This window comes from Fructilactobacillus myrtifloralis, from assembly GCF_024029335.1.
GTDB classification, from domain to species: domain Bacteria; phylum Bacillota; class Bacilli; order Lactobacillales; family Lactobacillaceae; genus Fructilactobacillus; species Fructilactobacillus myrtifloralis.
This window is the reverse complement of the sequence record NZ_CP097116.1, coordinates 879,167-905,712: the sequence shown is the minus strand read 5'-3', so window position 1 is coordinate 905,712 and position 26,546 is coordinate 879,167. Positions and strand designations below refer to the sequence as shown.

25 protein-coding genes, 3 rRNA genes and 1 riboswitch are annotated in these 26,546 nt (G+C 46.2%); of the genes, 16 read left to right on the top strand and 12 right to left on the bottom strand.

What is annotated here, in order from left to right; all coding sequences use genetic code 11:
* Window positions 1–5: 5 nt before the first annotated feature.
* Window positions 6–524 carry an SA1002 family membrane protein gene (locus tag M3M35_RS04600; protein ID WP_252749502.1) on the bottom strand — a complete coding sequence of 173 codons (519 nt, stop codon included), beginning with the start codon at window positions 522–524 and terminating at the stop codon, window positions 6–8.
* A gap of 488 nt (window positions 525–1,012) precedes the next feature.
* On the opposite strand from M3M35_RS04600, the gene M3M35_RS04595 reads away from it, so the two are divergent.
* Window positions 1,013–1,351, top strand: coding sequence for a hypothetical protein (locus tag M3M35_RS04595; RefSeq protein ID WP_252749501.1), 339 nt, complete (start codon window positions 1,013–1,015; stop codon window positions 1,349–1,351).
* Between the two features lie 197 nt (window positions 1,352–1,548).
* Here the strand turns inward: M3M35_RS04595 and M3M35_RS04590 are convergent, their stop codons facing one another.
* On the bottom strand, window positions 1,549–2,040 hold the full coding sequence (locus M3M35_RS04590) for a MarR family winged helix-turn-helix transcriptional regulator (protein ID WP_252749500.1): 492 nt from the start codon (window positions 2,038–2,040) through the stop codon (window positions 1,549–1,551).
* 162 nt (window positions 2,041–2,202) lie between these two features.
* Between M3M35_RS04590 and M3M35_RS04585 the strand changes: the two genes are divergently transcribed.
* Window positions 2,203–3,138 (top strand): ATP-binding cassette domain-containing protein, encoded by a 936-nt coding sequence (locus M3M35_RS04585; protein WP_252749499.1) that lies wholly within the window; start codon window positions 2,203–2,205, stop codon window positions 3,136–3,138.
* Between the two features lie 11 nt (window positions 3,139–3,149).
* Complete coding sequence (locus M3M35_RS04580; protein ID WP_420842379.1) at window positions 3,150–3,935, top strand: ABC transporter permease; 786 nt, start codon at window positions 3,150–3,152, stop codon at window positions 3,933–3,935.
* 50 nt (window positions 3,936–3,985) lie between these two features.
* Here the strand turns inward: M3M35_RS04580 and M3M35_RS04575 are convergent, their stop codons facing one another.
* Window positions 3,986–5,014 carry a zinc-binding alcohol dehydrogenase family protein gene (locus tag M3M35_RS04575; RefSeq protein WP_252749498.1) on the bottom strand — a complete coding sequence of 343 codons (1,029 nt, stop codon included), beginning with the start codon at window positions 5,012–5,014 and terminating at the stop codon, window positions 3,986–3,988.
* A 171-nt stretch (window positions 5,015–5,185) separates the two neighbouring features.
* Between M3M35_RS04575 and M3M35_RS04570 the strand changes: the two genes are divergently transcribed.
* A complete protein-coding gene (locus tag M3M35_RS04570; protein WP_252749497.1) occupies window positions 5,186–5,623 on the top strand; it encodes a GNAT family N-acetyltransferase in 438 nt (145 codons plus the stop codon).
* 150 nt (window positions 5,624–5,773) lie between these two features.
* A complete protein-coding gene (locus tag M3M35_RS04565; RefSeq protein ID WP_252749496.1) occupies window positions 5,774–6,634 on the top strand; it encodes a hypothetical protein in 861 nt (286 codons plus the stop codon).
* Between the two features lie 151 nt (window positions 6,635–6,785).
* Here M3M35_RS04565 and M3M35_RS04560 read toward each other — a convergent pair whose 3' ends face one another.
* Both M3M35_RS04560 and menB read right to left on the bottom strand, forming a co-directional pair.
* Window positions 6,786–8,228 carry an o-succinylbenzoate--CoA ligase gene (locus tag M3M35_RS04560; RefSeq protein WP_252749495.1) on the bottom strand — a complete coding sequence of 481 codons (1,443 nt, stop codon included), beginning with the start codon at window positions 8,226–8,228 and terminating at the stop codon, window positions 6,786–6,788.
* Between the two features lie 14 nt (window positions 8,229–8,242).
* Window positions 8,243–9,064 (bottom strand): 1,4-dihydroxy-2-naphthoyl-CoA synthase, encoded by an 822-nt coding sequence (menB, locus tag M3M35_RS04555; protein ID WP_252749494.1) that lies wholly within the window; start codon window positions 9,062–9,064, stop codon window positions 8,243–8,245.
* Window positions 9,065–9,127: 63 nt separating this feature from the next.
* On the opposite strand from menB, the gene M3M35_RS04550 reads away from it, so the two are divergent.
* Complete coding sequence (locus M3M35_RS04550; RefSeq protein WP_252749493.1) at window positions 9,128–9,499, top strand: PaaI family thioesterase; 372 nt, start codon at window positions 9,128–9,130, stop codon at window positions 9,497–9,499.
* A 59-nt stretch (window positions 9,500–9,558) separates the two neighbouring features.
* Here the strand turns inward: M3M35_RS04550 and M3M35_RS04545 are convergent, their stop codons facing one another.
* The 3 genes from M3M35_RS04545 to M3M35_RS04535 are packed head-to-tail and all read right to left on the bottom strand — an operon-like array spanning window position 9,559 to window position 12,071.
* A complete protein-coding gene (locus M3M35_RS04545; RefSeq protein WP_252749492.1) occupies window positions 9,559–9,996 on the bottom strand; it encodes a hypothetical protein in 438 nt (145 codons plus the stop codon).
* A gap of 15 nt (window positions 9,997–10,011) precedes the next feature.
* Window positions 10,012–10,668, bottom strand: a complete 657-nt coding sequence (locus M3M35_RS04540; RefSeq protein ID WP_252749491.1) for an energy-coupling factor transporter transmembrane component T family protein — start codon at window positions 10,666–10,668, stop codon at window positions 10,012–10,014.
* Complete coding sequence (locus tag M3M35_RS04535; RefSeq protein ID WP_252749490.1) at window positions 10,668–12,071, bottom strand: ABC transporter ATP-binding protein; 1,404 nt, start codon at window positions 12,069–12,071, stop codon at window positions 10,668–10,670. Before M3M35_RS04535 ends, M3M35_RS04540 begins: the two co-directional genes overlap by 1 nt.
* A gap of 55 nt (window positions 12,072–12,126) precedes the next feature.
* Window positions 12,127–12,220, bottom strand: a riboswitch (TPP riboswitch).
* Window positions 12,221–12,390: 170 nt separating this feature from the next.
* On the opposite strand from M3M35_RS04535, the gene M3M35_RS04530 reads away from it, so the two are divergent.
* Window positions 12,391–12,936, top strand: coding sequence for a biotin transporter BioY (locus tag M3M35_RS04530; protein WP_252749489.1), 546 nt, complete (start codon window positions 12,391–12,393; stop codon window positions 12,934–12,936).
* A 52-nt stretch (window positions 12,937–12,988) separates the two neighbouring features.
* On the opposite strand, the gene recA is transcribed toward M3M35_RS04530, so the two are convergent.
* A complete protein-coding gene (gene recA, locus M3M35_RS04525) occupies window positions 12,989–14,083 on the bottom strand; it encodes a recombinase RecA (protein WP_252749488.1) in 1,095 nt (364 codons plus the stop codon).
* A 236-nt stretch (window positions 14,084–14,319) separates the two neighbouring features.
* On the opposite strand from recA, the gene M3M35_RS04520 reads away from it, so the two are divergent.
* Genes M3M35_RS04520 through M3M35_RS04510 form a run of 3 tightly spaced genes read left to right on the top strand, consistent with a single transcriptional unit; the run spans window position 14,320 to window position 16,789 of the window.
* Window positions 14,320–15,765, top strand: coding sequence for an APC family permease (locus M3M35_RS04520; RefSeq protein WP_252749487.1), 1,446 nt, complete (start codon window positions 14,320–14,322; stop codon window positions 15,763–15,765).
* A 3-nt stretch (window positions 15,766–15,768) separates the two neighbouring features.
* Window positions 15,769–16,476, top strand: coding sequence for an AzlC family ABC transporter permease (locus M3M35_RS04515; protein WP_252749486.1), 708 nt, complete (start codon window positions 15,769–15,771; stop codon window positions 16,474–16,476).
* Window positions 16,463–16,789 (top strand): AzlD domain-containing protein, encoded by a 327-nt coding sequence (locus M3M35_RS04510; protein WP_252749485.1) that lies wholly within the window; start codon window positions 16,463–16,465, stop codon window positions 16,787–16,789. Before M3M35_RS04515 ends, M3M35_RS04510 begins: the two co-directional genes overlap by 14 nt.
* A 105-nt stretch (window positions 16,790–16,894) precedes the next feature.
* Here M3M35_RS04510 and M3M35_RS04505 read toward each other — a convergent pair whose 3' ends face one another.
* The 3 genes from M3M35_RS04505 to M3M35_RS04495 all read right to left on the bottom strand — a co-directional run bounded on the left by M3M35_RS04505 (window position 16,895) and on the right by M3M35_RS04495 (window position 18,872).
* Window positions 16,895–17,074 (bottom strand): hypothetical protein, encoded by a 180-nt coding sequence (locus tag M3M35_RS04505; RefSeq protein WP_252749484.1) that lies wholly within the window; start codon window positions 17,072–17,074, stop codon window positions 16,895–16,897.
* A 12-nt stretch (window positions 17,075–17,086) separates the two neighbouring features.
* Window positions 17,087–17,611 (bottom strand): GNAT family N-acetyltransferase, encoded by a 525-nt coding sequence (locus M3M35_RS04500; RefSeq protein ID WP_252749483.1) that lies wholly within the window; start codon window positions 17,609–17,611, stop codon window positions 17,087–17,089.
* Between the two features lie 70 nt (window positions 17,612–17,681).
* Window positions 17,682–18,872, bottom strand: coding sequence for a thiolase family protein (locus M3M35_RS04495; RefSeq protein ID WP_252749482.1), 1,191 nt, complete (start codon window positions 18,870–18,872; stop codon window positions 17,682–17,684).
* 90 nt (window positions 18,873–18,962) lie between these two features.
* Between M3M35_RS04495 and M3M35_RS04490 the strand changes: the two genes are divergently transcribed.
* The 6 genes from M3M35_RS04490 (at window position 18,963) to M3M35_RS04465 (ending at window position 26,468) form a co-directional block, all read left to right on the top strand.
* The gene (locus tag M3M35_RS04490; RefSeq protein ID WP_252749481.1) at window positions 18,963–19,505 is read left to right on the top strand and encodes a hypothetical protein; all 543 of its coding nucleotides are present in this window, start codon (window positions 18,963–18,965) and stop codon (window positions 19,503–19,505) included.
* A gap of 305 nt (window positions 19,506–19,810) precedes the next feature.
* Window positions 19,811–21,386: ribosomal RNA gene (locus M3M35_RS04485) — 16S ribosomal RNA — on the top strand.
* Between the two features lie 212 nt (window positions 21,387–21,598).
* Window positions 21,599–24,514 (top strand): 23S ribosomal RNA (locus M3M35_RS04480).
* Window positions 24,515–24,583: 69 nt separating this feature from the next.
* A 5S ribosomal RNA gene (rrf, locus tag M3M35_RS04475) occupies window positions 24,584–24,700 on the top strand.
* The 16S, 23S and 5S rRNA genes sit together here, the layout of an rRNA operon.
* A gap of 160 nt (window positions 24,701–24,860) precedes the next feature.
* On the top strand, window positions 24,861–25,727 hold the full coding sequence (locus M3M35_RS04470) for a MetQ/NlpA family ABC transporter substrate-binding protein (protein WP_252749480.1): 867 nt from the start codon (window positions 24,861–24,863) through the stop codon (window positions 25,725–25,727).
* Between the two features lie 12 nt (window positions 25,728–25,739).
* Entirely contained in the window at window positions 25,740–26,468 is a 729-nt protein-coding gene (locus M3M35_RS04465; RefSeq protein ID WP_252749479.1) for a gamma-glutamyl-gamma-aminobutyrate hydrolase family protein, read from the top strand.
* The last annotated feature ends 78 nt before the right edge of the window (window positions 26,469–26,546 follow it).

Below are 26,546 nucleotides of genomic sequence, written 5' to 3'. Positions count from 1 at the left end.
GGCAACTAGTGCCCCCGATCCGTCAAATAAATCTTAATCATGGCGATTGAGATCCAGCTGACTAACAGCAGGGGTAAAACCACTAAATTAAGGGTGTTGATATCTAAATTTTCGGCGGAAATCCCTGCCTTGGCAAAGACCTTTAAATTGGCATGTGAACCCGTTAAAAATTGATAGAGGGTTAGGGCAATCGTAGTCCATTGGATGTAATACTCAACTTGCATAACCAACAAGCTGTTAGATCGTTTAAAGAACTTTAACCAGCGGATGACATAAAAGTTGAGAATCCCACCAATAAACGTGGCGGCGAGACAGAATGTGAGAATCCGAATGTGGTAGTGCAACAGTTTTACCATGAGAAAATAGACACCACTGACAGATATTAGGAGTGCGATGCTGGACGTGATTTCCATTAAAAAGAAGTAAACACCGGACTTTAAAAATAAAAATTTGTCTTGCGACCGACCGGCAATAAACCCAATGGCTAGTAATAAGCTAATTAAAATAATGATGCTAATTATCATAGTGATCTCCCTAAACGTAAGTTATCTATCTAATGATAGATGACCTTGCTGACGAAGGGAATACGATTGGTGAAATTAAGTTTATCAGTGAACGATTTTATAGATAAAAAAGATTAGTTAAAAATGTCAGTAATGCATTCATGATTAACGAAATAGTGAAAATTATTATACTTCCAAGTTTGTCTTTGCACTTTGTAAATTTATAATAGCTTAGTGTTGTTAAGATTGATTGTAAAATAACGTTAGCTGGTGCAATAGTTGTCTTAAATAAAAGTGCAATAATAATAGAAATTCCATTTGCAATACTTATAGCTAGAATCATTGCTATAAATAAAGATTCTGGAGCCTTGTTTTTATCAAATAGCTTTAAAAATAACTAAGTTACAAAATATGAAGCTATAAATATAATTATTGGCAAAATAATTACTACAATAATTTGTGATCCAAATGGGTGGATATTATTTATACTTGGTAGTTTGTAGACAGACATGAACAATGCAATTTGCGCTACTATTGCAGAAATAAACAAAGCCAGATACCATGGCACTTTATTTTTTTGTGTCATCGAATATACTCCATATTTTTTAAGCTTATTATTTTTAATTCTTCTAGCTCATTTCACTTGGGACTGTAGAGCAGCTCTGAGCGCTAGAATAGATTTAATGGCGCAACAGATAAAGAAGATTAATACGATGATGCAGATGCCTCGCAGGACAATGGGGGCATGGTTGTTACTAATTCCGGTGATCGCCAGCCAGATTGAAAGCAAGGATGCAATTACTTGGACGATTGGCCAACTTACTCTTTTTAGTATTTTCATAACTTGAGGATCCTTTCTTACTGATGGTTGGTTTCAAGTTTAACAAGAAAGGAAACTTTAAGCTACCTTGGTTATAGGTAAACTAACGTAACGTTAGATGATTACTGGATTTAGCAATGGTTAAATAAAGCCGGAGAGTTTAAAGGGAAACCAGAGAAGAAAAACGCCTAGCTCATGTAGAGCTAGGCGTTTGTTCGTAGGTAACTATTTTATTTTTTTATCTAAGTTATTCAGTCGTAGTTTAGTCCCAATGTTTTTAATCCCACTGACGCGTAAATTATTTTTAATGCTAAGATTCAGTTTATCGATAATTTTTAGCAATTGTGATTGTTCATCTTCACTTAAATAGTCGAGATAAGGGGGGATGTAAAATAAGCTTTTTTCGGCTTCCTTTCGGCCTTTGTCAGTTAATTTAACTAACTGAATCCTTCCATCTTGAGGAGATTTTTTCTTGGTAATATAGCCCTTTTTTAGTAGTTTAGCTACAAATTCGGCAACTGATTGTACGCTAATCCCAAGGCGATCAGCCAAGTCTTTTTGGGAAATATTTTCTTCTTCACTTAGTGCCACTAAAATTTTATTTTGGCCCTTAAAGGCCGGCAAATGGCGTTCGGATTGTTCGTTATCTAAATCCTGGAGAACCGTAAATTCAAATAATTTGGCTGCTAGTTGTTGTTTTTTGATTAGTTTATCCAAGTTAATCTATCCTCCTAGTTGTGCTTTGTTAATTATAGCAGTGATGCTATTCCAATAAAATCATAAGGGGCCTAGATTAATTAGTTGACTTTTTCATCAGGACCCCTTATCATTTTTATTTGTCAGGGGCCCAGACGAAAAAATATAAAGAAGGATTATCTAATGGAAAATGAAAATGCAGTAGCAGTTGAGAAACTAACCAAGTCCTTTAAAGGTCACGAGGTCGTAGATCAAATCTCTTTTAATATTCATCGGGGAGAAATTTTTGCCTTATTAGGTCCCAATGGAGCTGGGAAAACTACCATCATAAAAATGTTAACGACCCTTTTAAAGCCTACTAAGGGTTCGATTAAAATATTTGGATATGATGTAGAAACTAATGCTATGAAAGTTAGATCGTTGTTTGGATTAACTAGCCAGTCAACGTCTTTAGACGAAGATCTTTCAGCTTATGAAAATTTAATGATTTTTAGCCGGTTAAATGGACTTTCACGGAGTGCAGCTAAGGTTAGAACGAATGAGTTACTTAACGAATTTGATCTAGTTGATTCTGCCAAGAAAACACTAAACAATTTTTCTGGAGGGATGAGAAGACGATTAGACTTGGCAATCAGTTTAATTGACCGTCCGCAGTTAATTTTTCTAGATGAACCCACTACGGGACTAGATCCGCGTACCAGAGCACAAATGTGGACAACCATTCGAAACTTAGTTGATGCCGGCTCGACCATTCTCTTAACCACTCAATACCTAGAGGAAGCAGATCAATTGGCTAATCGGGTGGCACTCATCGATCACGGAAAATTGGTGGCGTTAGGAACACCGGACAAACTCAAAGAGCAAGTTGGGGGACTAAAACTGGTGCTAACGTTTAAAAAGCAGACGCAAGCAACGGAGGCCAAGCAGTTACTTGCGTCCACGGTTAGTGTGGTTAAATCATCAACCAAGCAAACCATTACGATTGCGTTAGAGAAAGTAGATGACGTTGCTAAAATTTTAAATCGATTAGCAGCCAAGCAACTGGAAATTACTAAAATTGACGTTCAATATCCGTCATTAGATGATGTCTTTTTTGCGTTGACAGTTGGGAAAAATTAGGAGGAACTCCGATGAATTTAATGCAAAAGCAGAAAACTAAACTTGTTTCGAATGTTATTACGATGACTTACAGAAATCTATTGAAAACTTTTCACAATCCGGATTCTTTGTTAGATGTTGTTGTGCAACCAGTATTATTTATGGTGCTGTTTGGTTATTTATTTGGGGGCGCAATTGCAGGGAATGTTCACGATTACCTGCCAATCATTGTTCCAGGAATTTTGATGCAAGCGTTACTTTCCGCAGCATCAGGATCAGGGACCCAAATTAGTGATGACATGAATACGGGGATTTATACGCGTTTCAAATCACTCCCAATTTCCCCACTAGCACCATTAGCAGGGCAATTGTTAGCAGATATTTTTCGATTATTATTAGCGGCACTTGCTGCGATAGGAACGGGATATTTAATGGGGTGGAGACCCCAGTCCGGTTTTGGGTGGTTAATTGTAGTGATTATGTTGGATGTTTTCCTTGGGTGGGCGCTTAGTTGGATTTTTGCTCTATACGGCTTAATTGCCAAAAGTGCCACCATGGTCGAAAGTATCTCATTGATGACAATGTTAATTTTAATTTTTCTTTCCAATGCCTTTGTTCCGGTTCAAACACTACCACGCTTCATGCAATTTTTAGTCACAATTAATCCTGTTTCATACGTAATTAGCGCTTCCCGGACCATTCTTAATGATGGTTTTTGGCCCCGTGATGCGTGGATTGTTCTAGGGGCAGGAGTATTAACCGTATTGGTCTGTTCACCACTGACAACAATTGTTTATAATTACAAAAATAATAAATAATAAAAGCCTAGCTCATTTAGAGTTAGGCTTTTTTTAATTTGGATATTTAATTAATTTTCCACGACCACTTTCCCCATCATCTGGTGGCTTTCGACTAACTTAGTGGCCGCCCGTAAGGTTTCGGCGTTGATAGGACTAAATGTTTTAGTCAATGTAGATTGTAACTGACCGTGGTCTAAGAGCGCACTGACCTGGTCGAGGATTTCGTGTTGAGAAATCAGGTTCGGGGTCTGATACCACGACTTGGCGTACATCCATTCCCAGCCAAAGCGGACCATCTTGCGTTTCAACGGTTGGAAGTTAAGGTGTTGCCCACTCCCGGTCGTTGAAACAATGGTGCCTAAGGGTGCAATTAGTTGGCTAATGGTGTCCCAGTAGTAGTCCAGGTTTTGTAGTTCCAAGATGTAGTTAACCGTTTTAAACCCTAGTTGGTGGACTTGTTCTACGATGTCTTCATGATAATCCACCGTGTAGTCAGCACCATGCTGCAGTGTCCAGTCTTTCGTTTGGGAAGTTCCGGCGGTCGCAATGACCTGAAGCCCGGCTAAATGAGCTAATTGGGTCGCGATGGAACCAACCCCACCGGCCCCATTAATGATTAAAATGGATTGTTTTTGATTAACCGCATGCTTATGCATGTCGATGTTCATTTGTTCAAATAATGATTCCCAGGCCGTGAGACTGGTGAGTGGCATAGCGGCTGCTTCTGCAGGAGTGAGCTTTTTGGGTGCGCGCCCGACGATCCGTTCGTCAACAGCCTGGTACTCGCTATTGCTACCGGGCCGGTTGTAAGCCCCGGCGTAAAAGACCCGGTCACCGACATTGAATAAGTCCACGTTAGTTCCCGTTTTAACAACCGTTCCGACCGCATCATAGCCGATGATTTTGGGTTCAGCGAGAGTGGTGGTCTGACCGTTGCGGGTAAAGATGTCAACGGGATTGACCGAGACCGCCTCAACTTGCACCAGTAAATCATGGTCATTAAGCGTTGGAATGGCCGTTTTAAAGTCAATTAGACTATTTGGATCATCGATCGGCAGGGAGTGGGTATAGCCGATGGCATTCATGAGTTCTGGCATAATGAATCTCCTTTGTGATGTGGGCATTGCCATCGAAACTGGGGTGGGCGATGCCGTTATAAACTGTTCTCTCTAGCAAAAGATGTGCCGCTTGAGGTCGCGTTCTGGCTGCTAGTAATGGTAAACTAATGTCAATTTTAGCACGATTGCAGATAGAGGAAGTGAGTGAGCATGTTTCAAGTTCGGCGGCTTCAGGAACTGGATCCAGTGACCGTATACCAAATTTTGCGGGCCCGGTCCCAGGTGTTTGTAGAGGAACAAAAAATTGATTATTGTGATCCGGATGACCAGGATTTAACGGCTTGGCATCTATTTGAAAAAGCGGATGATGGTGAGGTAATCGCCTATGCACGGATATTTCAGGTTGATTACCACGTGACCTTTGGGCGGGTGCTTACGAGTGCCACCGTGCGAGGTACCGGGAAAGGGCGCGAACTACTGACCGCCATTCTGGAATTCTGCCATGCGCACTTTTCTGGATTACCGATTACGATTAACGCCCAACTGCAAGCAGTGGGTTACTACGAAAAACAGGGATTTGTGGTTGCTGGTACGCCGTTTTTGGAAGTTGAGATTCCCCACGTGCGGATGACGTATCGGGGTGAGTAAATAACAACAAAAAATTATATCTTTCTACTATGATGAGTGCTGATATAAATTTATTGATAAACATTATTTTTAATAGTAATAAATGGATGTATAATTGAACAATAAATTAACTAACAGTTACTGATGAGAAGAAAGAGGATAGTAAAAGTAGTGGAAAATAATTTTATGATAGTACCAAATAATGAAGAAAACAGAATTAAAGTAAATAACTTTATTAATAATTTTAAAAATAGTGCAAAAGAAACAGTTATTAATGCTTTAAAAACTTTTGATAAAGAATATAACATAAAAATAGAATGGAAATATTTTTTACTTGGCGAATCTGAAAAATCAAGTTTATTAAAACCACTTAAGTCTCCATTTATTGCAATAAGTAATTGTTTTATACTTTATGGATCATTTGATTATGATGGTTCGAGTAAATCAATATCAAATATGGGCTATATGCCCATGTCAAAATCTTTTCAGGTTCTTCTTACGAATGATTCAATACAATTTAATCTTATAGACAAAGTTCAATTTTATCTTCCATCGTATGGATATAATGATTTACAGAATTTATATAAAAATATCAAAATCTATAAAAATAAGTCTTTTGATACGTTTAAAAAACTTGATAGAGATAACACACAAAAAAAATTAAATTATGAAAAAGTTATCAATAAAAACATTAGGGTAGAAAAAATAAATCAAAAATTAAAAACAATAGTAGATTCTAGATTTAATGGAGATGTAAAATACTTAATTTCAAGATCTGCAATTCCCAAAGGATTTAAATATAGCCACCCAGTTTTGTATACAAAATCTGTTTCATCTTTTATGGGCGATGTAAATAGATACGGCAACTGTTTTAATGCAATAATTAATGGTATTAAAAAAGATATAGATCAAAGAAATTATGACGCACTTTTTAATATGAATATTAATACGCAATCAACACAAAATGATTTTGATATGATTCTATATGGCGATGCTACCGTTATAGACGAAGATGCGAATTTACACGATTAAAATAAATGTATTATAAGTTCTGATTATTCATTTATGAACTTATAAATAGTTTATTTCAATAATATTTTGCTTTTTAATAAATGGATAAATTTACATTTATAAAATAACTCCTTTAAGTTATAAAAATTTTAACTTAAAGGAGTTATTTTAATTATTCCCATTTTTCCAACCACTGCAGCAATTCTCCCCGTTTGAGCTTGCCGTTTGTAGTGTGCGGGAGGTGATCAACCAGATGCAGTTCTTTGGGAAACTTGTATTTGGCGAGTTTCCCGGTCAGAAAATCCTGGACCGCAGTTAGTTGCCAAGCCCGGTTAGTCACCAAAAAGGCCACCGGAATGGCGCCCCAGGTGGGATCCGGTTTGCCAATGACGGCACTTGCCTGTACGCCGGGCAGCTGGTTTAACACCAGTTCGATTTCATGCGGATAAATGTTTTCCCCACCGGAGATGATCAGTTCCGTTAGCCGACTTTTTACGTACAAAAATCCTTCATCGTCGATATAACCGAGGTCCCCCGTGCGAAACCAACCGGTTGCCGTGGTCAGTGCCGCGAATCGTTCGGGTTGATTGAGGTAACCGGGCGTCAGGTTATCGCCCTTGAGTAGGATTTCGCCAACTTGGTAGGGTTGTGCATCGTTTGCAATCTTAAGACTGACCGGGAAGAGGGGCTTTCCCACCGAGCCCAGCTTACGTTGGGCCTCCGCCGGGTTGAGTGCCACGACCTGCGAGGCAGTTTCCGTCATGCCATAGGACTGGATGACCGGAATGTTCTTTCGTTTGCACTGATTGAGGGTGGCTTGGTCAATTGCGCCGCCGCCTAACAGCATGTAACTAAAGTCGCTACTATATGGTTCCTGCTTTTCGGCCAGTAATTTTTTCAGCATGTAGGGCACGACCGAAATGATGGTCCCCCGGCCGTGCACCAAATCCTGGGTAATGGCCTGTGAATCAAAATGATCATAGAGCCGGACGGGCATTCCGTACAGGAGACTGCGCATCAGAATTGAGAGACCACTGATGTGATACAGGGGCACGGCACAAATCCAAGCATCTGCTTCCGTCACCGGCAGGTTTAACTCAGCTCCGAGTGCACTCGTCCAGTGGTTGCGGTAGCTCTGACAGACCCCCTTCGGTCGGCTGGTCGTCCCCGAGGTGTACATCACGCTGGCTAACGCATCAAGCTCGGTCGAATGCGCCGTCCAGTCTGTGCGAGGTTCCCACGTTAGCTGGTCGAGCGCAATCAGGTGGAGCCGGGTTGCGGTGGCTTCTAAGTGGGGCAAAAACGCCTGGGTGGTTAAGACTGTCTGCACCTGGGCATCGGTAATTTGATACTGCAGTTCAGGAGCCGTTAGGTGTTTGTTTAAACAGACGATGGGAATCCCAAGTTGGTGGAGCGTCAGCATGCCAAAGTAGAGTTCCGGCGTATTATCCCCGAGAATGGCGATGCGTCCCGTGGGAGGTAACTGGGGCTGTAGGACGGCACAGAGACCGTTAACTTGGCGTTGGAGTTCCGTGAAGGTCCAGCGTTGCTCGTGAAAAGAGAGCGCTAGGCGGTGGGGCGTGAGTTGGGTCCGTTTTTGGAGCCAATTATCCATGATAAGCCTGATTTCTAGGGAAATTTAGGGAATTGGTCAAAGTTGGGTTTCCGCTTTTCTAAAAAGGCATCGCGCCCTTCCTTGGCTTCAGCACTGGTGTAGTAGAGCAGGGTGGAATCTCCGGCTAGCTGCTGAATTCCAGCGAGGCCATCGGTGGCGGCGTTCATCGAGGCTTTGATCAAGCGAAGGGCCATCGGCGAGCGTTGCAGGAGCACGTCACACCAGTCGAGGGTTTCTTGTTCCACGTCGGCTAACGGCACGACCTTGTTAATCCAGCCCATTTGAAAGGCTTCATCAGCGGAATAGGTTTTACAAGTGAACCAAACTTCTTTGGCCCGCTTGATACCAATGGTATCGGCGAGGAGACCGGAACCGTAGCCCCCGTCAAAACTACCGACCTTGGGACCGGATTGTGCAAATTTGGCGTTATCAGCGGCAATTGTTAGGTCACAGACCAGCTGGAGCACGTTCCCACCACCGACGGACCAACCCCGGACCATGGCGATCACGGGTTTCGGAATCACCCGGATGAGGTGTTGTAAGTCCAACACGTTAAGGCGGGGGATGTGATCACTGCCAACGTAACCGCCGTTTCCACGGACACTCTGGTCCCCACCGGAACAAAAGGCCAGGTCGCCCTGGCCGGTGAGAATGATGACCCCGATGGTTTCGTCGTCACGGCATTGTGCAAAGGCGTCAATCAGTTCGTTGACGGTTTGGGGCGTAAATGCGTTGCGTTTTTCCGGCCGATTAATCGTGATTTTAGCCACCTTATCGCGTCGTTCAAACAAGATGTCTTGGTAGTGATTTGGAATTGTTTCCCAGGTAGTTGTCATAAGAACCTCCAATGGTAATAATGGAATAAAGCGGTAAGCAAACTAACGAAAGTGGTGGAGAACGTGAATTTAATCGACTTATTACACATTCAAACGGAGCTGGTGACGCCGGAACGGGTCATGTTAACGCTGGATGTAACTGAACAGGACCAGCAACCCTATGGTTTGATGCACGGAGGGGTGAGCTGTGTGTTGGCAGAAACGGCGGCCAGCATGGGCGCCAATCAACAGCTGGGACCAGCCGAAGTGGCCGTGGGCGTTAACATTGAAACCCATCATCTACACGCGGTCCGCACCGGGAAAATCACGGCCGTTGCGACGCCGTTACAAGTGGGGCACCGGCTCCAGGTGTGGCAGGTGGTCGTTCAACATGACGACCAATTGGTTAGTACGAGTACCGTCACGCTCACCCAGCATTCGGTAGCAGGCGATTAGTTCTATTTTAGCAAATTCCCCGCGAAGTTCTGCCGTTGTAACTAAAATTTAATTCAGCGTTAGGAGTCCCAGTGAGCCAACGCTCCTGATAGTGCAGCACCGAGCGCTAGTGCCAGTGGATCTGGAGTGGTTAGATACCGGTTAATGAGCGACTGTTGATTTAGTTTGATTTCAAAGTAGTTGGAAATCCCGATGGTGCCACAGTGACTGGCAATCTGGAGCAGTTGGGGTTGCCACAGTTCTGCTACCGGAATGTGGCTAAGGACGGCTGGGAAGCTAGGAGCCGCTTGCTCCATTGCAATCACGACCAGTGCTGGTTGCCAGATGGTGGGATTACGAAGCAGCTCCAGCAACCAGTTCTCGGTAGTTTCCTGGTCCGGAAGTTGGCTGTACTGACCCTGATAAGCGCGGGCTAGGTTGGTAATGGCCGCGGTGGTGATGTGGTGCTGCTGGAAATAAGCTTGAATTAGGTTAGTCGCCGTTTCATTATCACTCATGATGCTGCTCCTTTCCTAGGCCGGCGCGAGAAACAGTACCAGTTGGACGAGCACGAGCGCTCCGATAAGACCAATCCAGTCGCGGTTTGTAACCCGGATCGGATGGAAAAAGGTGCGGGGTTGATCCTCCACGAAGCCCTGTGATTCCATGGCGCGGGCTAGATGAGTGGACCAGCCCAGGGCGACAACCAGCGCCTTGAAGTAAAGCGTGGGTCCCCACGGATGTAACACTTGGCCCCGCATGTTACCACTCGCCCGGATCACCTTTAGTTCCTGTTGAAAGCGGGGCACGAGATTGATGGCTGCGAGCACTCCGTAAACAAACTTGGATGGCACGTGGGCGTTTTGTTCGAGGGCTTGAGCCAGGCGCAACATGGGGGTTGTCAGTGAAAAACTCAACCCGAGGTACACGTAGGCATACAGCCGGGTAAACAGCACGCTTCCCATGTAGAGCCCGTTTGCACCATAATAAACTTGGGAAAAGAAGATTCCGAGAGCGGGTAACAATGCAATTAAACTAAACGTTCCAACCGTTTTGAGCTTGCTGCTTTGTTTCCAAATTAGGTAGCCGAGGCAAACGATGATTAATGCCAGGTTGATGGTTAAGTTGGGGATTAGTGAAATTTCAAAGGCAATTAGAGTGATTAAGAGTAATTTGATGGCGGGGTTCATTAGTCGACCTCCTGGTAGGTAAACGTGTGGTTGGTAAGGTGCAGGTGATAGTCATAAAAACCGGGAGTGGCAAAGCGCTGGTGGCTGATGACTAGCAACAAGTGATCCGGGCCTTGGTATTGTTGTTTTAGCAAGGTTTGCACGGTCGCAATGGAAGCTTGATCCAGACCAGCAAAGGGTTCGTCTAACAGGAGAATGTGCGAATGCCGAATCAGCATTACCAGAATTTGGAGTTTTTTTTGTTGTCCCCCGCTGAGGGTATACACGCTTTGTTGTTCGTGGCCGGTTAGCTGTAACCTTGCTAAGGCCTGCTGGACTGCTTCTTTGTTCCATGTGGAACATTGACTGGTTGCTAGCGATAATTCTAATTCTTCGGCCACAGTGACCCGTAAAAACTGATCGGGAGCCGCTTGAAAGACCAGCCCTAACTGGTCGTAGTAGCGTTTGTTTTTGATTGTTTGAATGTTGCGCTGGTTGAGGGTGATTTGACCGGTGTACTTCTGTAACTTACTGAGGCTGCGGAGCAGGGTCGACTTGCCACTGCCACTCGGTCCCGTTAGCAACGTGCAGCCGGCCGGGATCTGGAGCTCTGGCACCGATAACAGCGTGGAATTACCATAACTAATTTGGTAGTCTTGGAGCCAGAAGAGTCCGGTTTCTGGGGCTGGCATTGCGAACCGTTGGGTTGGCTGTTGCCGCTTGGCAAACAATTCGGTTTGAGCAGCCGATGACAGCAGCTTAAGCTCGTGGGTCTCCGGTGCCACGGTCACAACGTGGTCTACCAGGTCTTGGTAACCGGTTAAATCGTGATCGGAAACAATGATGGTTTTCCCGCGTTCAGTTTGTAGCTGCTGGAGGTGCTGCAAGATGTCACGTTTGGATTGGGGATCAACGCTAGCAAAGGGCTCATCCAATAGGAAAATGGCTGAATCCAGCGCAACCATCGTGGCTAAAATGGCCTTTTGTTTTTCGCCCCCCGACAGGGAGAGGACCTGGCGGTCGGCGAGGTGTTCAATCTGACAAAAAGCCAGGGCAGCACGAATTCGTTCTGGAATCTGGGCGGGATCAGTTTGTTGATTTTCGAGGGCAAACTGGAGCTCACCTGCGACCGTCTGCATCACAAACTGTTGGTTCGGGTCCTGTAACATCAAGTTGACCAACTTAGAGCGCTCTGGGGCCGGTAACTGGGCGAGAGATTGCTGGTTTAAGGCGATTTCTCCTTGATATTTCTGATCGCTTAACCCGGCTACTAATTCCAACAGGGTTGATTTACCGCATCCAGACGGACCACTTAATAGCCAAAATTGACCGGTGGGAATTTCTAATTGGACGTCGTGAAACAGGGGTTCAGTTTGGTTTGGGTATTTAAAACTAAAATGGTGCAGTGTGACTGCTGTTTGCATAGCTTCCTCCAATAAAAAAACCGTCCTCCAAGATGGGGACGGTTGAATTTTTTGCGACAACTGTGTGTCAGGTTACCTCCGCTAGCATTACCTAGATCAGGTTCAACGGGTATTATCTCAGCCGTAAATTGGCACCCCAGCTATTCAATTAGTTTTAGTATACCAGATTTATAGGAGCTTAGCAGAACTGGAAAAGTGACATTTTAGCAGAATTGTTTGCTGCTAAGGGGGCGTAATAACGGTCTTGGTGCGAATCAAGTAGGCAATTCGGAGCACGTTTGGCACAATGAGATCAACGACATGTAAAGGATGGTAAGTGATGAAACTTAAAGAAATAACGTACTGTGGTTTGATGGTGGCAATTATTGCAAGCCTGGGATTCATTCCGCTGATTAATCTCCCTTTTTTCCCCGTTCCCATCTCCTTTCAGAGTGCTGGGATTATGCTAGCTGGTTCGTTATTGGGGCGCAAGTTAGGATTTTGGAGCGTAGTGGTGTTTCTCCTACTGGTTGCAGTTGGATTACCGCTACTAGCAGGTTTTCGGGGTGGCATTGGCGTTTTCGCTGGCCCAACGGCGGGGTACCTGTTGAGCTGGCCGGTGTGTGCTTATGTGATTGGACTGCTGGTGACCTGGTTGCAGCGGGTTCCCACTTTTATTCGGTTTTTGCTGGCTAACCTACTGGGGGGGATGGTGTTGATGAACTGCGTGGGTGCGAGTTACCTCGTGTGGCAAAGCGGATTAAGTTGGAGCCAGGTAGCGGTGAGTAGCCTAGCCTTTATCCCGGGCGACGGTTTAAAGGCCGTATTAGTGGCGCTGATTGTAACCCAATTACAACGTCATCATCGGTTGCCACATGTTCGCTAACTTAAAAGAGCCATCTCGTTTTTGAGATGGCTCTTTTAGTTTGTAATGGTAATTAAACGTCTAAATCTGTTTCAGCTGGGGTTGGTTCAGCGTCACTCGGAGTGGCCTCTGCATCAGTGCTTTGGTCTGCTTCTTGTTCAATCCCATAGGCAACCCGGACTTTATGCGTTAATTCATCCACGAGTTCTGGCTTCTCCTTAAGGTTGGCCACGGTTTTATTCAATCCTTGCCCGAGGCGTTCTTCTCCATAGGAGTACCAGGAGCCGGATTTGTTAATGATGTCCTTGTCCACGGCTAGGTTCACCATGTCGGCAACTGGTTCGATTCCGTGCCCAAAACTCATCAATGTATCAACGGTTTTGAATGGAGGCGCAACCTTGTTCTTAGCCACTTTAATCTTGGTTTCTTTCCCCACGACCTCTTGGCCTTCCTTGGATTGCTTGCTACCACTGACCCGCAAGCGCACACTGGAATAGAACTTCAGAGCTCGACCACCGGGAGTGGTTTCCGGATTTCCAAACATGACGCCGACTTTTTCCCGGAGTTGGTTAATGAAAATCACAACGGTCTTGGTCTTGTTGATGTTAGCAGTTAATTTCCGCAAAGCTTGTGACATTAAGCGGGCTTGGAGCCCCACGTGGGAATCACCAATGTCACCTTCAATTTCGGATTTCGGGACTAACGCAGCTACGGAGTCCACGACTACGAGGTCAATGGCTCCCGAACCAATCAGGGCATCTGCAATTTGCAGGCCTTCTTCACCGGTTCCGGGTTGGGACAGCAATAGGTCATCGATGTTAACCCCGAGTGCCTTAGCGTACTCGGGATCCATCGCGTTTTCGGCATCGATATAGGCAGCCGTTCCACCGTTTTTTTGCAATTCGGCCACGGCCTGCAGGGCAATGGTGGTCTTTCCGGAGGATTCAGCTCCAAAAATTTCCACGACCCGGCCGCGTGGGAAGCCACCAATTCCTAAGGCGATATCTAGGGAGAGAATTCCGGTGGAAATGGCCTCCACGTTAGAATTAGGGGTTTCACCCATCCGCATGATGGCTCCGGTTCCGAATTCTTTTTTGATCTGTTTTAAAGCTTTGTCAAGTTCAGCTTGACGAGCATCTTGTGCGCTCTTTTTTGAATTTGCAGCCATTCAAATCACCCTTTCTGTTTGGTGTGAACGTATGTTTGGTTCTTCAATAATGATTATTCTACGCTAATAATTACGAAATTCCAACCAAAAATGGTCGGATTTCGTTGAGTTAGTTAGAAATTTTCCTGAATCATCCCGTTAATTATAACTTATTTCCCCAAATGTGTATCTTTGGAAAAAATTTACCATTATAATAACCAATAATCATGCCAATTATTAATAAGGAGGCTAATGGAATGAATAAGATTTGGGAACGACTGACGCGAAAAGCATCCGCCCAAGGACTGTTGGATCAGGATGCGCGTCTAGAACCCCATATGACGACGAAAGATTTATTAGGACTCGGACTCGGAATGGTGGTTGGAACGGCGATCTTTACCCTGCCGGGGATTGTCGCTGCCGAGCACTCTGGACCGGCCGTGGCGCTCTCCTTTTTAGTGGGCGCAATCGGAGCTGGATTAGCGGCCTTAGCATATGCCGAAACGGCCGCTGCTTTACCAGTAGCGGGATCGGCGTTTTCGTGGATTAGTGTTTTGTTTGGGGAAGGGTTCGGCTGGATTGCCGGTTGGTTAATGCTAGCCGAGTACTTTTTAGCGATTACCTTCGTGGCGTCTGGTTGGTCGGCGTACGTGCAGGGATTCTTAGGTGAATTTGGGTTTCACCTACCTTCGTACCTAGCGTCTGGGTATAACCCGAAAACGGGGGGCTTTTTTGACATCTTCGCCGCAATTTCGATTATCCTCGTGAGTTTGCTGTTAAGTCGCAAAATTGCGGGAGTGAATAAGCTAGAGAACGTCTTAGTGATTCTAAAGGTCGCCGTGGTGATCATGTTTATTGTGGTCGGTTTGACCGCGATCCATCCTGCCAACTACCATCCATTTATTCCAGCACACCGTCCTGGCACTGCCTTTGGTGGGTTTACTGGGATTTTAGCGGGAGCCGCACAGGTCTTTGTGGCCTACGGGGGCTTTGATGTGATTGCCTCTAATACAGCGGAAACTAAGGATCCGGGCAAAAATATGCCACGGGGGATTATCGGGACGTTAATCATTGGGAGTTTACTCTTTGTGGGCGTCTCACTGGTCCTAGTGGGGATGTTTAAGTACAGTACCTACGCGGGCAATGCAGAACCGTCCGCCTGGGCGCTCCGGCAAACGGGACACCTCTTGACTGCCAACTTACTTTCGGTGGTTGCCATCGTGGGGATCTTTGCTTCCCTAATTGGAACGCAACTAGCTAGTTCCCGGTTAGTCTATGCCTTTGGGCGGGACGGCTTACTGCCCCGGAAGTTGGGGAAAGTGAACCGGAAGCACAATCCGGCCAATGCCCTCTTAGTGGTAACGATTGCAGCGGTTTTAGTTGGGGCCATGTTGCCGTTTACGTTCCTTGCTAACCTAGTTTCAGCGGGAACATTAATTTCCTTTATGTTCGTTTCCCTCGGAATCTACGCACTTCGGCCGCGTGAGGGACGCGATTTGCCGGTGCCCAAGTTCCGGATGCCACTGTATCCCGTCTTACCGGCTCTTTCAGCGCTAGTTTCGTTTGTAATTTTTTGGGAATTAAGTAATGATGCCAAGTTACTGACGTTAGTATGGTTTATCATCGGCGTTTTAATTTACATTTTCTATGGTGCTCGCCATTCCAAAACAGCGGATGGGGAAGCTTCACAGGGAGGTTCGTAATTCGTGAAAAATGATCTTAGTGCCGCCGCGGGCTTTAAGGATACGGTGCCGACGTTATCCGGATACGTGGGCGTCGGGTTGGCATTTGGCATTGTGGCCAAAGCGGCGGGTCTAAACGTAATCATGATTGTCTTAATGTCGGCCATTACGTATTCAGGCGCCGCCCAGTTTGTAATTGTCAGCATGTTACTTGCGGGGAGTTCATTTTCCGCCATCATCTTGTCGGTTTTCCTCCTCTCGGCTCGGATGTTACTGATGGGGATGACCGTGGCGCCGGTTATGAAAAAGGAATCGTTACTGCGCAACGTCATTATTGGTTCGTTACTGACGGATGAAACCTTTGCGTTAAGCATGAACAAGTTAAACTACACTAACCGCCAACTGTCGTTTCCGTGGTTAAATACGGCGAACGTAGTGGCGTACCTAACCTGGATTATCGCTTCCGGGCTAGGTGGTGGGCTGGGAAGTTTAATTCCCAATCCGAACCGGTTCGGACTCGATTTTGCCTTTTTAGCAATGTTTATTGGACTACTGTATTTACAGGTGGCATCTGATCGAACTTTGGATCGACGGCTGCAGGTCCTCATGATTTTCATTACCCTCGGCTTAACGTACGTAGGAATGATCTTTATTCCCAGTAATTTACTCTTAATCATAGTAACCTTAGTTGGTTGTGGACTGGGGGTGTGGTGTAAACATGCCTTCTTTTGAGTTTGTGTTCCTGGTTATTTTAGGTTGTGGCCTAGTGACCTGGCTGAATCGGGTAATTCCGTTTGTATTGTTAAAACGATTTGAATTACCGCTCGCCATGGTTGAATTTTTGAGTTTTGTACCGGTAGTGATCATGGCAGCCCTGTGGTTTACGGGCTTATTCCACCAGCACTTAGGGCACTTACCGACCCTAAACGAATTGAATTGTCTCGCTTCGATCCCAACGGTGCTAGCAGCAATCATCAGTAAGAACCTCTTGGTGATTGTCGTGGTCGGCATTATTTCCTTGGCTGTGTTACGGTTGGTAATCTGAAGTTACTTAGTAAAAAGGGCGTCACCAATTTGGTGACGCTCTTTTTGGGTCCTTTAATTGCAAACAAAAAAGCCCTTAAAATCACGTTTGATTTTAGAGCTTTGCTTAGAAAACGAGCATGAGCCAGCAGAGCAGCAGAAACAGCAAAATGACGCTGAGGCTAGCTAGACGAACTAACTGCGTTCGTGGCTGGTGTAATCCAACCCAGCCGAGGGCGCTGACAGTAACAATCAGCGCGGTGCTGACCATGATAATCAATTTCCACATGACTGCTGAGGTTCCCATAGTGGTTTTCTCCTAATCTAGTTCGATTTGGTATGCAAACCGGTCGTCTTCTTCCATCTTGGTTTGGATTACGCCTCGTTTCGTAAAGCCGCTGTTCAAGATGATGTGTTGCATCCCTTCGTTTTTAGGGTGGGTGTCAATGCGGACGTCTTTAAACCCTAGCAGGGCAGAAATGGTAAGCATTCCGCTAATGAGCTTGTAGGCGAGCCCTTGCCCTCTGTAGTTATGGGAAACGGAAACCCGGTGAATGGCGGAATAATGAGCTTCGGAACCGTTTTTCCATTCTCCTTCTTCCATTTTCAAATAGTCAGGGTCAATGCCAAGGTGTAACGTTGCTGAACCCGCTACGTCACCATTTACATCAATTACGTAGGCAATGCCATTGTCAATGTCCCGCTTGATGTCATCATTAGTTGGATAGGCACCTTGCCACTGATTGATGCCCTGCTCCTTTAAAAAGCCTCTTCCAGCGTTAATGATGTCGCTAATGGCGGGCAAGTCCTTTTCGGTTGCCTTTCGAACGTAAATACAAGTCATAATTAAACACTCCCTTACTATTTTTTGGTTAACGATTTTCCATTATAAAGAATTGCTTAAGGCTTGACAACTATGACCGGGATTCCGGAAGGTGGAGGCTGTAGGCCATTGCCATTCCGCCCCCGATGCACAGGGTTGCGAGTCCCCGGCGTTGCTTGGTGCGGTGTAAGTTGTGGATTAAGGTGGTTAAAATGCGGGCGCCGGAGTCACCGAGTGGATGACCGAGGGCAATTGCTCCTCCGGTGACGTTGAGCTTTTCGTGCGGAATGTTTAAGTCGCGGGCGACGGCGACACTCTGGGAGGCAAACGCTTCGTTTAGCTCAACCAGGTCAAAGTCGTTGATGGTTGTGCCGGTTTTTTGAAACAATTTTTGAACGGCATAGTAGGGGGCGTAGCCCATGATTGCTGGATTACAGCCAGCTTCTGTATAGTCATCGAGAATGGCCAGCGGGGTTAGGCCAAGGGCTTGTGCCTTATCAACTGACATTAACAAGAGGGCTGACGCGCCGTCGTTTAGACTAGCCGCATTTCCGGCGGTAACGGTCCCGGTACTAGCAAAGGCGGGCCGTAATTTTTGCAACTGCGTGAGGCTCGTGTCGGGGCGAATCGTTTCATCAGTGGTAATGGTAACGGTCGTTTTCTTTTTCTGAATGGTGATGGGAACGACTTCTGCTTTAAATGACTCGTCTGCGGTGGCCTGAGCCGCTTGTTGATGGGAGCGGAGGGCAAATTGATCTTGCTCTGCGCGCGAGACATGGAATTGCTCGGCAACCGCTTCCGCGGTGGTTCCCATTGGTTGGTGGGAATTGGCATCGTTTAAGCCGTCACTTTCAATGCTATCCTCTAATTGAAAGCCCCCGAATTGGTGCCCACTGCGAACTTGGCGGTTGAGGTAGGGGGCGTTTGACATGCTCTCGGTCCCCCCGACGATGGCGACCTCACAATCTCCAACTTGGATGGCTGTTTGTCCCATGCGGACGGCTTTCATTCCCGAACCGCATACCTGGTTGATGGTGCAGGCGGTACTCGTTTGGGGCACGCCACTGTTGAGTTCAATCTGTCTGGCAACGTTTTGCCCGGCTCCCGCTTGAATGACGTTGCCAAAGATGACCTGGTCGACTTGATCGGGTTCAATCCCCGTATCTTGTAAAATGGCTTTGGTAACAATGGTTCCGAGCTCAACCGCAGTGAGTGATTGCAGTTGGCCGTTGATTTTTCCGATGGGTGTCCGCTTAGCGCTGACTATGGCAATTTTTTTCACAATGCCACTCCTTTACATTAATTAGGTTTATTCCTATTATACCTAGAACAGTTTTGTTAGTATAATGATGAGACGGAAGGATGAGAGATAATGGATAAAGAACAACAAGTGCAACAGGTCGGCACCTTAATTGACCAATGGTTAGATCAAATTGATGCGGAGCCCGATGTTGCAAAGTTAACGCCACAGGCCATTCAAAATGTTGATACAATTATTGATAGTTTTGTGGAGATTGCGATGGTTGGCTTAGATAAGCAACCGGAACAGTGGGACGATCAGTTAGTTGGAGACGTAATGTTTTCGCGCTTCATGGTCATTTTAGAAGCAGATGAGCAGACCCAAGCGCTGTATAATTTAATTCCATTTGCCCTAAAGAAGTTATTTGGGTACCTGCGTGATCAAGGAAAGCTTCCCAACGCAGCCCATTTGATTGACTGGGTAAACATTAATGCTAAGGGATTACAATCCATGTTTAATCCGAAGTTCGATCAGTTTTATCGGGATTTAACGACGGCAATGCGCCGGGAGGGAATTGATTTACAGGATCACCAAGCGGTTGATGACTTCACTAAATTATATCTTAAACAACACCCGGACGTGGGCATTAAGCTTTATTCCGACTCAGACAAATAATTTTGACTTTTTTTGACCAAAATGGTTGACGGATTGGTTGGGGCTTGGTATAGTAATGCTTGTCGCGAAGTTAATGGATTGGTTGGTAACCAATTTAATTGGAAACCACCCTTGACTGACCTGGCTAAACATGGTATATTAATAGAGTTGTCAAGTGATTGATAACGGAGTAGTTCTTTGAAAACTGAACAAGATTTTGATTACAAAAGTGTAAGGAATTTTTAAACGTAAGTTTAAAAATTAAACAATTGCGAAGTCAATTCGCTTAAAGAAACAAATCAAGTAGAGCTAGTAAAGTTCTCATTTAAAATGAGAGTTTGATCCTGGCTCAGGACGAACGTTGGCGGCGTGCCTAATACATGCAAGTCGAACGCGGTCTCCTAATTGAAAAACCGTGCTTGCACGGGTTGGATTTTAGATCGGACCGAGTGGCGAACTGGTGAGTAACACGTGGGTAACCTGCCCAGAAGTAGGGGATAACACCTGGAAACAGATGCTAATACCGTATAACAACTAAAACCACATGGTTTTAGTTTGAAAGCTGGCCTTGGTGCTAGTGCTTTTGGATGGACCCGCGGCGTATTAGCTAGTTGGTGAGATAATAGCTCACCAAGGCGATGATACGTAGCAGACCTGAGAGGGTAATCTGCCACAATGGGACTGAGACACGGCCCATACTCCTACGGGAGGCAGCAGTAGGGAATCTTCCACAATGGACGAAAGTCTGATGGAGCAACGCCGCGTGAGTGAAGAAGGGTTTCGGCTCGTAAAACTCTGTTGTTAGAGAAGAACGACTGTGAGAGTAACTGCTCACGGCGTGACGGTATCTAACCAGAAAGTCACGGCTAACTACGTGCCAGCAGCCGCGGTAATACGTAGGTGGCAAACGTTGTCCGGATTTATTGGGCGTAAAGCGAGCGCAGGCGGTTTTTTAAGTCTGATGTGAAAGCCTTCGGCTTAACCGAAGAAGTGCATCGGAAACTGGGAAACTTGAGTGCAGAAGAGGACAGTGGAACTTCATGTGTAGCGGTGAAATGCGTAGATATATGAAGGAACACCAGTGGCGAAGGCGGCTGTCTAGTCTGCATCTGACGCTGAGGCTCGAAAGCATGGGTAGCAAACAGGATTAGATACCCTGGTAGTCCATGCCGTAAACGATGAATGCTAGGTGTTGGGAGGTTTCCGCCTCTCAGTGCCGGAGCTAACGCATTAAGCATTCCGCCTGGGGAGTACGACCGCAAGGTTGAAACTCAAAGGAATTGACGGGGACCCGCACAAGCGGTGGAGCATGTGGTTTAATTCGATGCTACGCGAAGAACCTTACCAGGTCTTGACATCTTCTGTTAGCCTAAGAGATTAGGTGTCCCCTTCGGGGGCAGAATGACAGGTGGTGCATGGTTGTCGTCAGCTCGTGTCGTGAGATGTTGGGTTAAGTCCCGCAACGAGCGCAACCCTTGTCTTTAGTTGCCAGCATTCAGTTGGGCACTCTAGAGAGACTGCCGGTGATAAACCGGAGGAAGGTGGGGATGACGTCAAATCATCATGCCCCTTATGACCTGGGCTACACACGTGCTACAATGGACGGTACAACGAGTCGCGAAACCGCGAGGTCAAGCTAATCTCTTAAAGCCGTTCTCAGTTCGGATTGCAGGCTGCAACTCGCCTGCATGAAGTTGGAATCGCTAGTAATCGTGGATCAGCATGCCACGGTGAATACGTTCCCGGGTCTTGTACACACCGCCCGTCACACCATGAGAGTTTGTAACACCCAAAGTCGGTTGGATAACCGTTAGGAGTCCGCCGCCTAAGGTGGGACAGATGATTAGGGTGAAGTCGTAACAAGGTAGCCGTAGGAGAACCTGCGGCTGGATCACCTCCTTTCTAAGGAATAATACGGAACCTTACGCCGATCAAAGTCTTGTTTAGTTTTGAGAGGATTACTCTCAATTTTCGTTCTTTGAAAACTAGATAATATTATTTTCTGTAAGAATTATATTGTTAATATAATTTCAACCGAGAACAACCATTGTGTAATTTGAGTTTTTTAATAGTTTGATCGCTAAACTCAATGATTTATAATCCGCAGGATTATAGGTTAAGTTAAGAAGGGCGCATGGTGAATGCCTTGGTACTAGGAGCCGATGAAGGACGGAACTAACACCGATATGCTTCGGGGAGCTGTAAGTAAGCTTTGATCCGGAGATTTCCGAATGAGGAAACTCGATTAGTGTCATGACTAATCACTGCGTAGTGAATTCATAGCTGCGGAGAGGTAGACGTGGGGAACTGAAACATCTAAGTACCCACAGGAAGATAAAGAAATTTCGATTCCCATAGTAGCGGCGAGCGAACTGGGAATAGCCCAAACCGAACCTTCGTGGTTCGGGGTTGTAGGACTGAACATTTGAGTTACAAAAGAATTTGATAGCTGAAGCAGTTGGGAAGCTGCACCAAAGAGAGTGATAGTCTCGTAAGCGAAATTGAATTCCCTCAGTTCAGGATCCTGAGTACGGCGCCACACGTGAAACGGCGTCGGAATCCGGGAGGACCATCTCCCAAGGCTAAATACTCCCTAGTGACCGATAGTGAACCAGTACCGTGAGGGAAAGGTGAAAAGCACCCCGGAAGGGGAGTGAAATAGTTCCTGCAACCATGTGCCTACAAGCAGTTAGAGCCCGTTAAGGGGTGATAGCGTGCCTCTTGTAGAATGAACCGGCGAGTTACAGTTGCATGCAAGGTTAAGCCGAAGAAGCGGAGCCGTAGCGAAAGCGAGTCTTAAGAGGGCGAATTAGTATGTTGCCGTAGACCCGAAACCAGGTGATCTATCCATGTCCAGGATGAAAGTGCGGTAATACGCACCGGAGGTCCGAACCCGTGTACGTTGAAAAGTGCTGGGATGAGGTGTGGATAGCGGTGAAATTCCAAACGAACTTGGAGATAGCTGGTTCTCTCCGAAATAGCTTTAGGGCTAGCCTCGGAATTAGAATCATGGAGGTAGAGCCACTGTTTGAGCGAGGGGTCCGTCTTGGATTACTGAGTTCAGATAAACTCCGAATACCATTGATTTATGTCCGGGAGTCAGACGATGAGTGATAAGATCCATCGTCGAAAGGGGAACAGCCCAGACCGCCAGTTAAGGTCCCTAAATATATGCTAAGTGGAAAAGGAAGTGGAGTTGCTTAGACAACTAGGATGTTGGCTCAGAAGCAGCCACCATTTAAAGAGTGCGTAATAGCTCACTAGTCGAGTGATTCTGCGCCGAAAATTTACCGGGGCTAAGCATATTACCGAGACTGCGGACGCAACTACGTTGCGTGATAGGAGAGCGTTCTAAGGGCAATGAAGGCAGACCGGAAGGACTGTTGGAGCGCTTAGAAGTGAGAATGCCGGTATGAGTAGCGAAAGATCAGTGAGAATCTGATCCACCGAATGACTAAGGTTTCCTGGGGAAGGCTCGTCCTCCCAGGGTTAGTCGGGACCTAAGCCGAGGCTGAGAAGCGTAGGCGATGGATAACAGGTTGAGATTCCTGTACTAGTTAATTATGTTTGAACGATGGAGGGACGCAGAAGGCTAGGTTTAGCATACGATTGGAAAGGTATGTTCAAATCGTGAGTCAGGTAAGGAGTGAAATGCTTCTCACTGGGTTGACAAGCGATGATGAGGATCGAAATTAAAGTAGAGAAGGAACCGATGTCACGCTGCCGAGAAAAGCTTCTAGTTAGTAATTAACTACCCGTACCGCAAACCGACACAGGTAGTCGAGGAGAGTATCCTCAGGTGAGCGAGAGAACTCTCGTTAAGGAACTCGGCAAAATGACCCCGTAACTTCGGAAGAAGGGGTGCTGACCGTCAGGTCAGCCGCAGTGAAGAGACTCAAACGACTGTTTATCAAAAACACAGGTTTATGCAAAATCGTAAGATGAAGTATATGGGCTGACGCCTGCCCGGTGCTGGAAGGTTAAGTGGAAAGGTTAGCTTCGGCGACGCCTCGAAATGAAGCCCCAGTAAACGGCGGCCGTAACTATAACGGTCCTAAGGTAGCGAAATTCCTTGTCGGGTAAGTTCCGACCCGCACGAAAGGCGTAACGATTTGAGTACTGTCTCAACGAGAGACTCGGTGAAATTAAGATACCTGTGAAGAAGCAGGTTACCCGCGACAGGACGGAAAGACCCCATGGAGCTTTACTGTAGCTTGATATTGGGTGTTTACATAGCTTGTACAGGATAGGTAGGAGCCATTGAAACCGGGACGCTAGTCTCGGTGGAGGCACCCGTGGGATACTACCCTTGCTATGTGAACACTCTAACCCTGAGCACTCAGCGTGCTCGGAGACAGTGTCTGGTTGGCAGTTTGACTGGGGCGGTCGCCTCCTAAATAGTAACGGAGGCGCTCAAAGGTTTGCTTAGAATGGTTGGAAATCATTCTGTAAGTGTAAAGGCAGAAGCAAGCTTGACTGCGAGACTGACTAGTCGAGCAGGGACGAAAGTCGGACTTAGTGATCCGGTGGTACCGTATGGAAGGGCCATCGCTCAACGGATAAAAGCTACCCTGGGGATAACAGGCTTATCTCCCCCAAGAGTTCACATCGACGGGGAGGTTTGGCACCTCGATGTCGGCTCATCGCATCCTGGGGCTGTAGTTGGTCCCAAGGGTTGGGCTGTTCGCCCATTAAAGCGGTACGCGAGCTGGGTTCAGAACGTCGTGAGACAGTTCGGTCCCTATCCGTCGCGGGCGCAGGAAATTTGAGAGGAGCTGTCCCTAGTACGAGAGGACCGGGATGGACATACCGCTGGTGTATCAGTTGCGCCGCCAGGCGCATTGCTGAGTAGCTATGTATGGATGAGATAAACGCTGAAAGCATCTAAGTGTGAAACTCGCCTCAAGATGAGATTTCCCATTCCTATATGGAAGTAAGACTCCTGAAAGATGATCAGGTCGATAGGTTAGAAGTGGAAGCGTAGTGATACGTGAAGCGGACTAATACTAATCAGTCGAGGACTTAACCAAGGAAGAGCAATGGTGACTCAGCAGAAAATAATATTAGCTAGTTTTGAGGGAACGAAGTTCACTCAGAAGTGTGGTGGCGATAGCCTAAAGGATACACCTGTTCCCATGCCGAACACAGAAGTTAAGCTTTAGCACGCCAAAAGTAGTTGGGGGATCGCCCCCTGCGAGGATAGGACGTTGCCACGCGAACTAAAAGGCGCTTTCGAAGCAATTCGAAGGCGCCTTTTTTGTGTCTAGATTGGGATTATGGTCCCTAACCCAATTTATTGACTAATAGTAAGTGCTATGGTTAAATTAGCATAATTGTAATCAAGAGGGTTTAATTTGCCAAAAGGAGTAGCTAGTGATGAAAAAAACATGGAAATGGATTATCGGGATCGCCGTTGTCCTAGGAATTGTTGGATTAGGTTGGCACCAGTTTGGTGGGCAAGCCGGCCGGTCATCAGTCAAAACGGTTACCTTAGGGTCATACGGACCTGATACCCAGGTGTGGGAGTACATTGCCAAACTGCCAGAAACGAAAAAAGCTGGGATTAACCTACAAGTGCGTGATTTTTCGGATGGGGTTAGCCTGAATAAGGCCACCATCCAAGGTCAAGTGGATGTTAATGCCTTCCAGATGGCAAGTTATCTGCAGTACTTTAACGAACACAGTAACAAGGGCCAATTGGCAATCTTAGGAACGACCTACTTAGAGCCAATGGGGATTTATTCACGCCATTATAAAGCGGTGAAGGAGATCCCGAACGGAGCAACCATTGCGATTTCTAATAACCCAGCGAATACGTCGAGAAGCCTAAAGTTACTGCAGAGTGCGGGCTTAATTACCCTGAAGGGACAACCGAAAGCCGGCCTGTACAGTCTGCAAAATGTGGGAGAGAACCGCAAGGATTTGAAATTCCAAGAAGTTGACGACCACACTGGTCCACGGTTACTACAGGATAAGAACGTGGCGGCGGTGTTAATTGGAAATACCATGGCCCTGCAAAGTCATTTGAACGTGAAACGCGACGCAATTTACCACGAACACCTCAGTCAAGCGACCAAGGGGAACATTAACGTGATTGCAAGCAACGCCACCAAGAAAAATGATCCGGCGTACAAAAAATTAGTCAAGTTATACCACAGTAAGGCGGCCCAGAAATACATTCAAAAGAAATTTGCGGGCACGAAGATTGATGTCGATAAACCGGCCAGCTACTTTAAGAATTAGGAGGCGTTGTTTGTGAAAATTGGAATTGCTGCCAACGTGAATCGGTTAGATACCGAAAACTTTAATTTGGATTATGCCAACTACACAGCCCGGGTTTTTATTGATGTTTTGCAAAAGCACGGCGTCGTGCCCATCATTATTCCCATGACGCAGATCGAGATGATTCCCGAATATGCAGCTTTAATTGATGGGTTAATCATTCCCGGAGGACAAGATGTGCATCCCAAGCTCTTTGCAGAAACGTCGACGCAAGCAGAAACAGCTCACTACCTTCCGCACGACCACTTTGAAATGAGTTTAGTTCAGGAAATGATGCAGCGCGGTAAGCCGATTCTGGGTATTTGTCGGGGGCTACAGGTCATTAACGTAACCCTCGGGGGTAGTCTCCATCAAGATTTGGCAACTGACTTTCCAGAGTCTCCGGTGGAACACGTTGCGTATGAACAACCACAAGCAGAAATTCATGCGATTGATGTCGAACCGACCAGCGTGGTGGCCCAAGCAATGGGCGCCCATCCGAAGGTTAACTCCATTCATCATCAAGCGTTAAAGCGGGTAGCGTCACCACTACACGTGACGGCGCGCGCTCACGATGATGGGGTGGTAGAAGCAGTTGAAAATGATGATGCTTCGATCGTTGGGGTGCAGTGGCATCCGGAATTAATGTGGGAAATTGATCAGCGGGATGAACAATTATTTTTAGATTTCTTTGCCCGGGTTCAGGCGCGAGTCACTAACTAACAAATGCAAGGGTGTCCACGGTAAATTAAATGCCGTGGGCACCTTTTTGTATACTAGCAATCACGTGGTTCAGAAAAT

Bases quoted from the DNA above. Each gene is read 5' to 3' on its own strand.
- M3M35_RS04600 (WP_252749502.1), bottom strand. From the start codon at position 524: ATGATAATTAGCATCATTATTTTAATTAGCTTATTACTAGCCATTGGG.
- M3M35_RS04595 (WP_252749501.1), top strand. From the start codon at position 1,013: ATGAACAATGCAATTTGCGCTACTATTGCAGAAATAAACAAAGCCAGA.
- M3M35_RS04585 (WP_252749499.1), top strand. From the start codon at position 2,203: ATGGAAAATGAAAATGCAGTAGCAGTTGAGAAACTAACCAAGTCCTTT.
- M3M35_RS04580 (WP_420842379.1), top strand. From the start codon at position 3,150: ATGAATTTAATGCAAAAGCAGAAAACTAAACTTGTTTCGAATGTTATT.
- M3M35_RS04575 (WP_252749498.1), bottom strand. From the start codon at position 5,014: ATGCCAGAACTCATGAATGCCATCGGCTATACCCACTCCCTGCCGATC.
- M3M35_RS04570 (WP_252749497.1), top strand. From the start codon at position 5,186: ATGTTTCAAGTTCGGCGGCTTCAGGAACTGGATCCAGTGACCGTATAC.
- M3M35_RS04560 (WP_252749495.1), bottom strand. From the start codon at position 8,228: ATGGATAATTGGCTCCAAAAACGGACCCAACTCACGCCCCACCGCCTA.
- menB (WP_252749494.1), bottom strand. From the start codon at position 9,064: ATGACAACTACCTGGGAAACAATTCCAAATCACTACCAAGACATCTTG.
- M3M35_RS04545 (WP_252749492.1), bottom strand. From the start codon at position 9,996: ATGAGTGATAATGAAACGGCGACTAACCTAATTCAAGCTTATTTCCAG.
- M3M35_RS04540 (WP_252749491.1), bottom strand. From the start codon at position 10,668: ATGAACCCCGCCATCAAATTACTCTTAATCACTCTAATTGCCTTTGAA.
- M3M35_RS04535 (WP_252749490.1), bottom strand. From the start codon at position 12,071: ATGCAAACAGCAGTCACACTGCACCATTTTAGTTTTAAATACCCAAAC.
- M3M35_RS04530 (WP_252749489.1), top strand. From the start codon at position 12,391: ATGAAACTTAAAGAAATAACGTACTGTGGTTTGATGGTGGCAATTATT.
- recA (WP_252749488.1), bottom strand. From the start codon at position 14,083: ATGGCTGCAAATTCAAAAAAGAGCGCACAAGATGCTCGTCAAGCTGAA.
- M3M35_RS04520 (WP_252749487.1), top strand. From the start codon at position 14,320: ATGAATAAGATTTGGGAACGACTGACGCGAAAAGCATCCGCCCAAGGA.
- M3M35_RS04510 (WP_252749485.1), top strand. From the start codon at position 16,463: ATGCCTTCTTTTGAGTTTGTGTTCCTGGTTATTTTAGGTTGTGGCCTA.
- M3M35_RS04505 (WP_252749484.1), bottom strand. From the start codon at position 17,074: ATGGGAACCTCAGCAGTCATGTGGAAATTGATTATCATGGTCAGCACC.
- M3M35_RS04500 (WP_252749483.1), bottom strand. From the start codon at position 17,611: ATGACTTGTATTTACGTTCGAAAGGCAACCGAAAAGGACTTGCCCGCC.
- M3M35_RS04490 (WP_252749481.1), top strand. From the start codon at position 18,963: ATGGATAAAGAACAACAAGTGCAACAGGTCGGCACCTTAATTGACCAA.
- M3M35_RS04470 (WP_252749480.1), top strand. From the start codon at position 24,861: ATGAAAAAAACATGGAAATGGATTATCGGGATCGCCGTTGTCCTAGGA.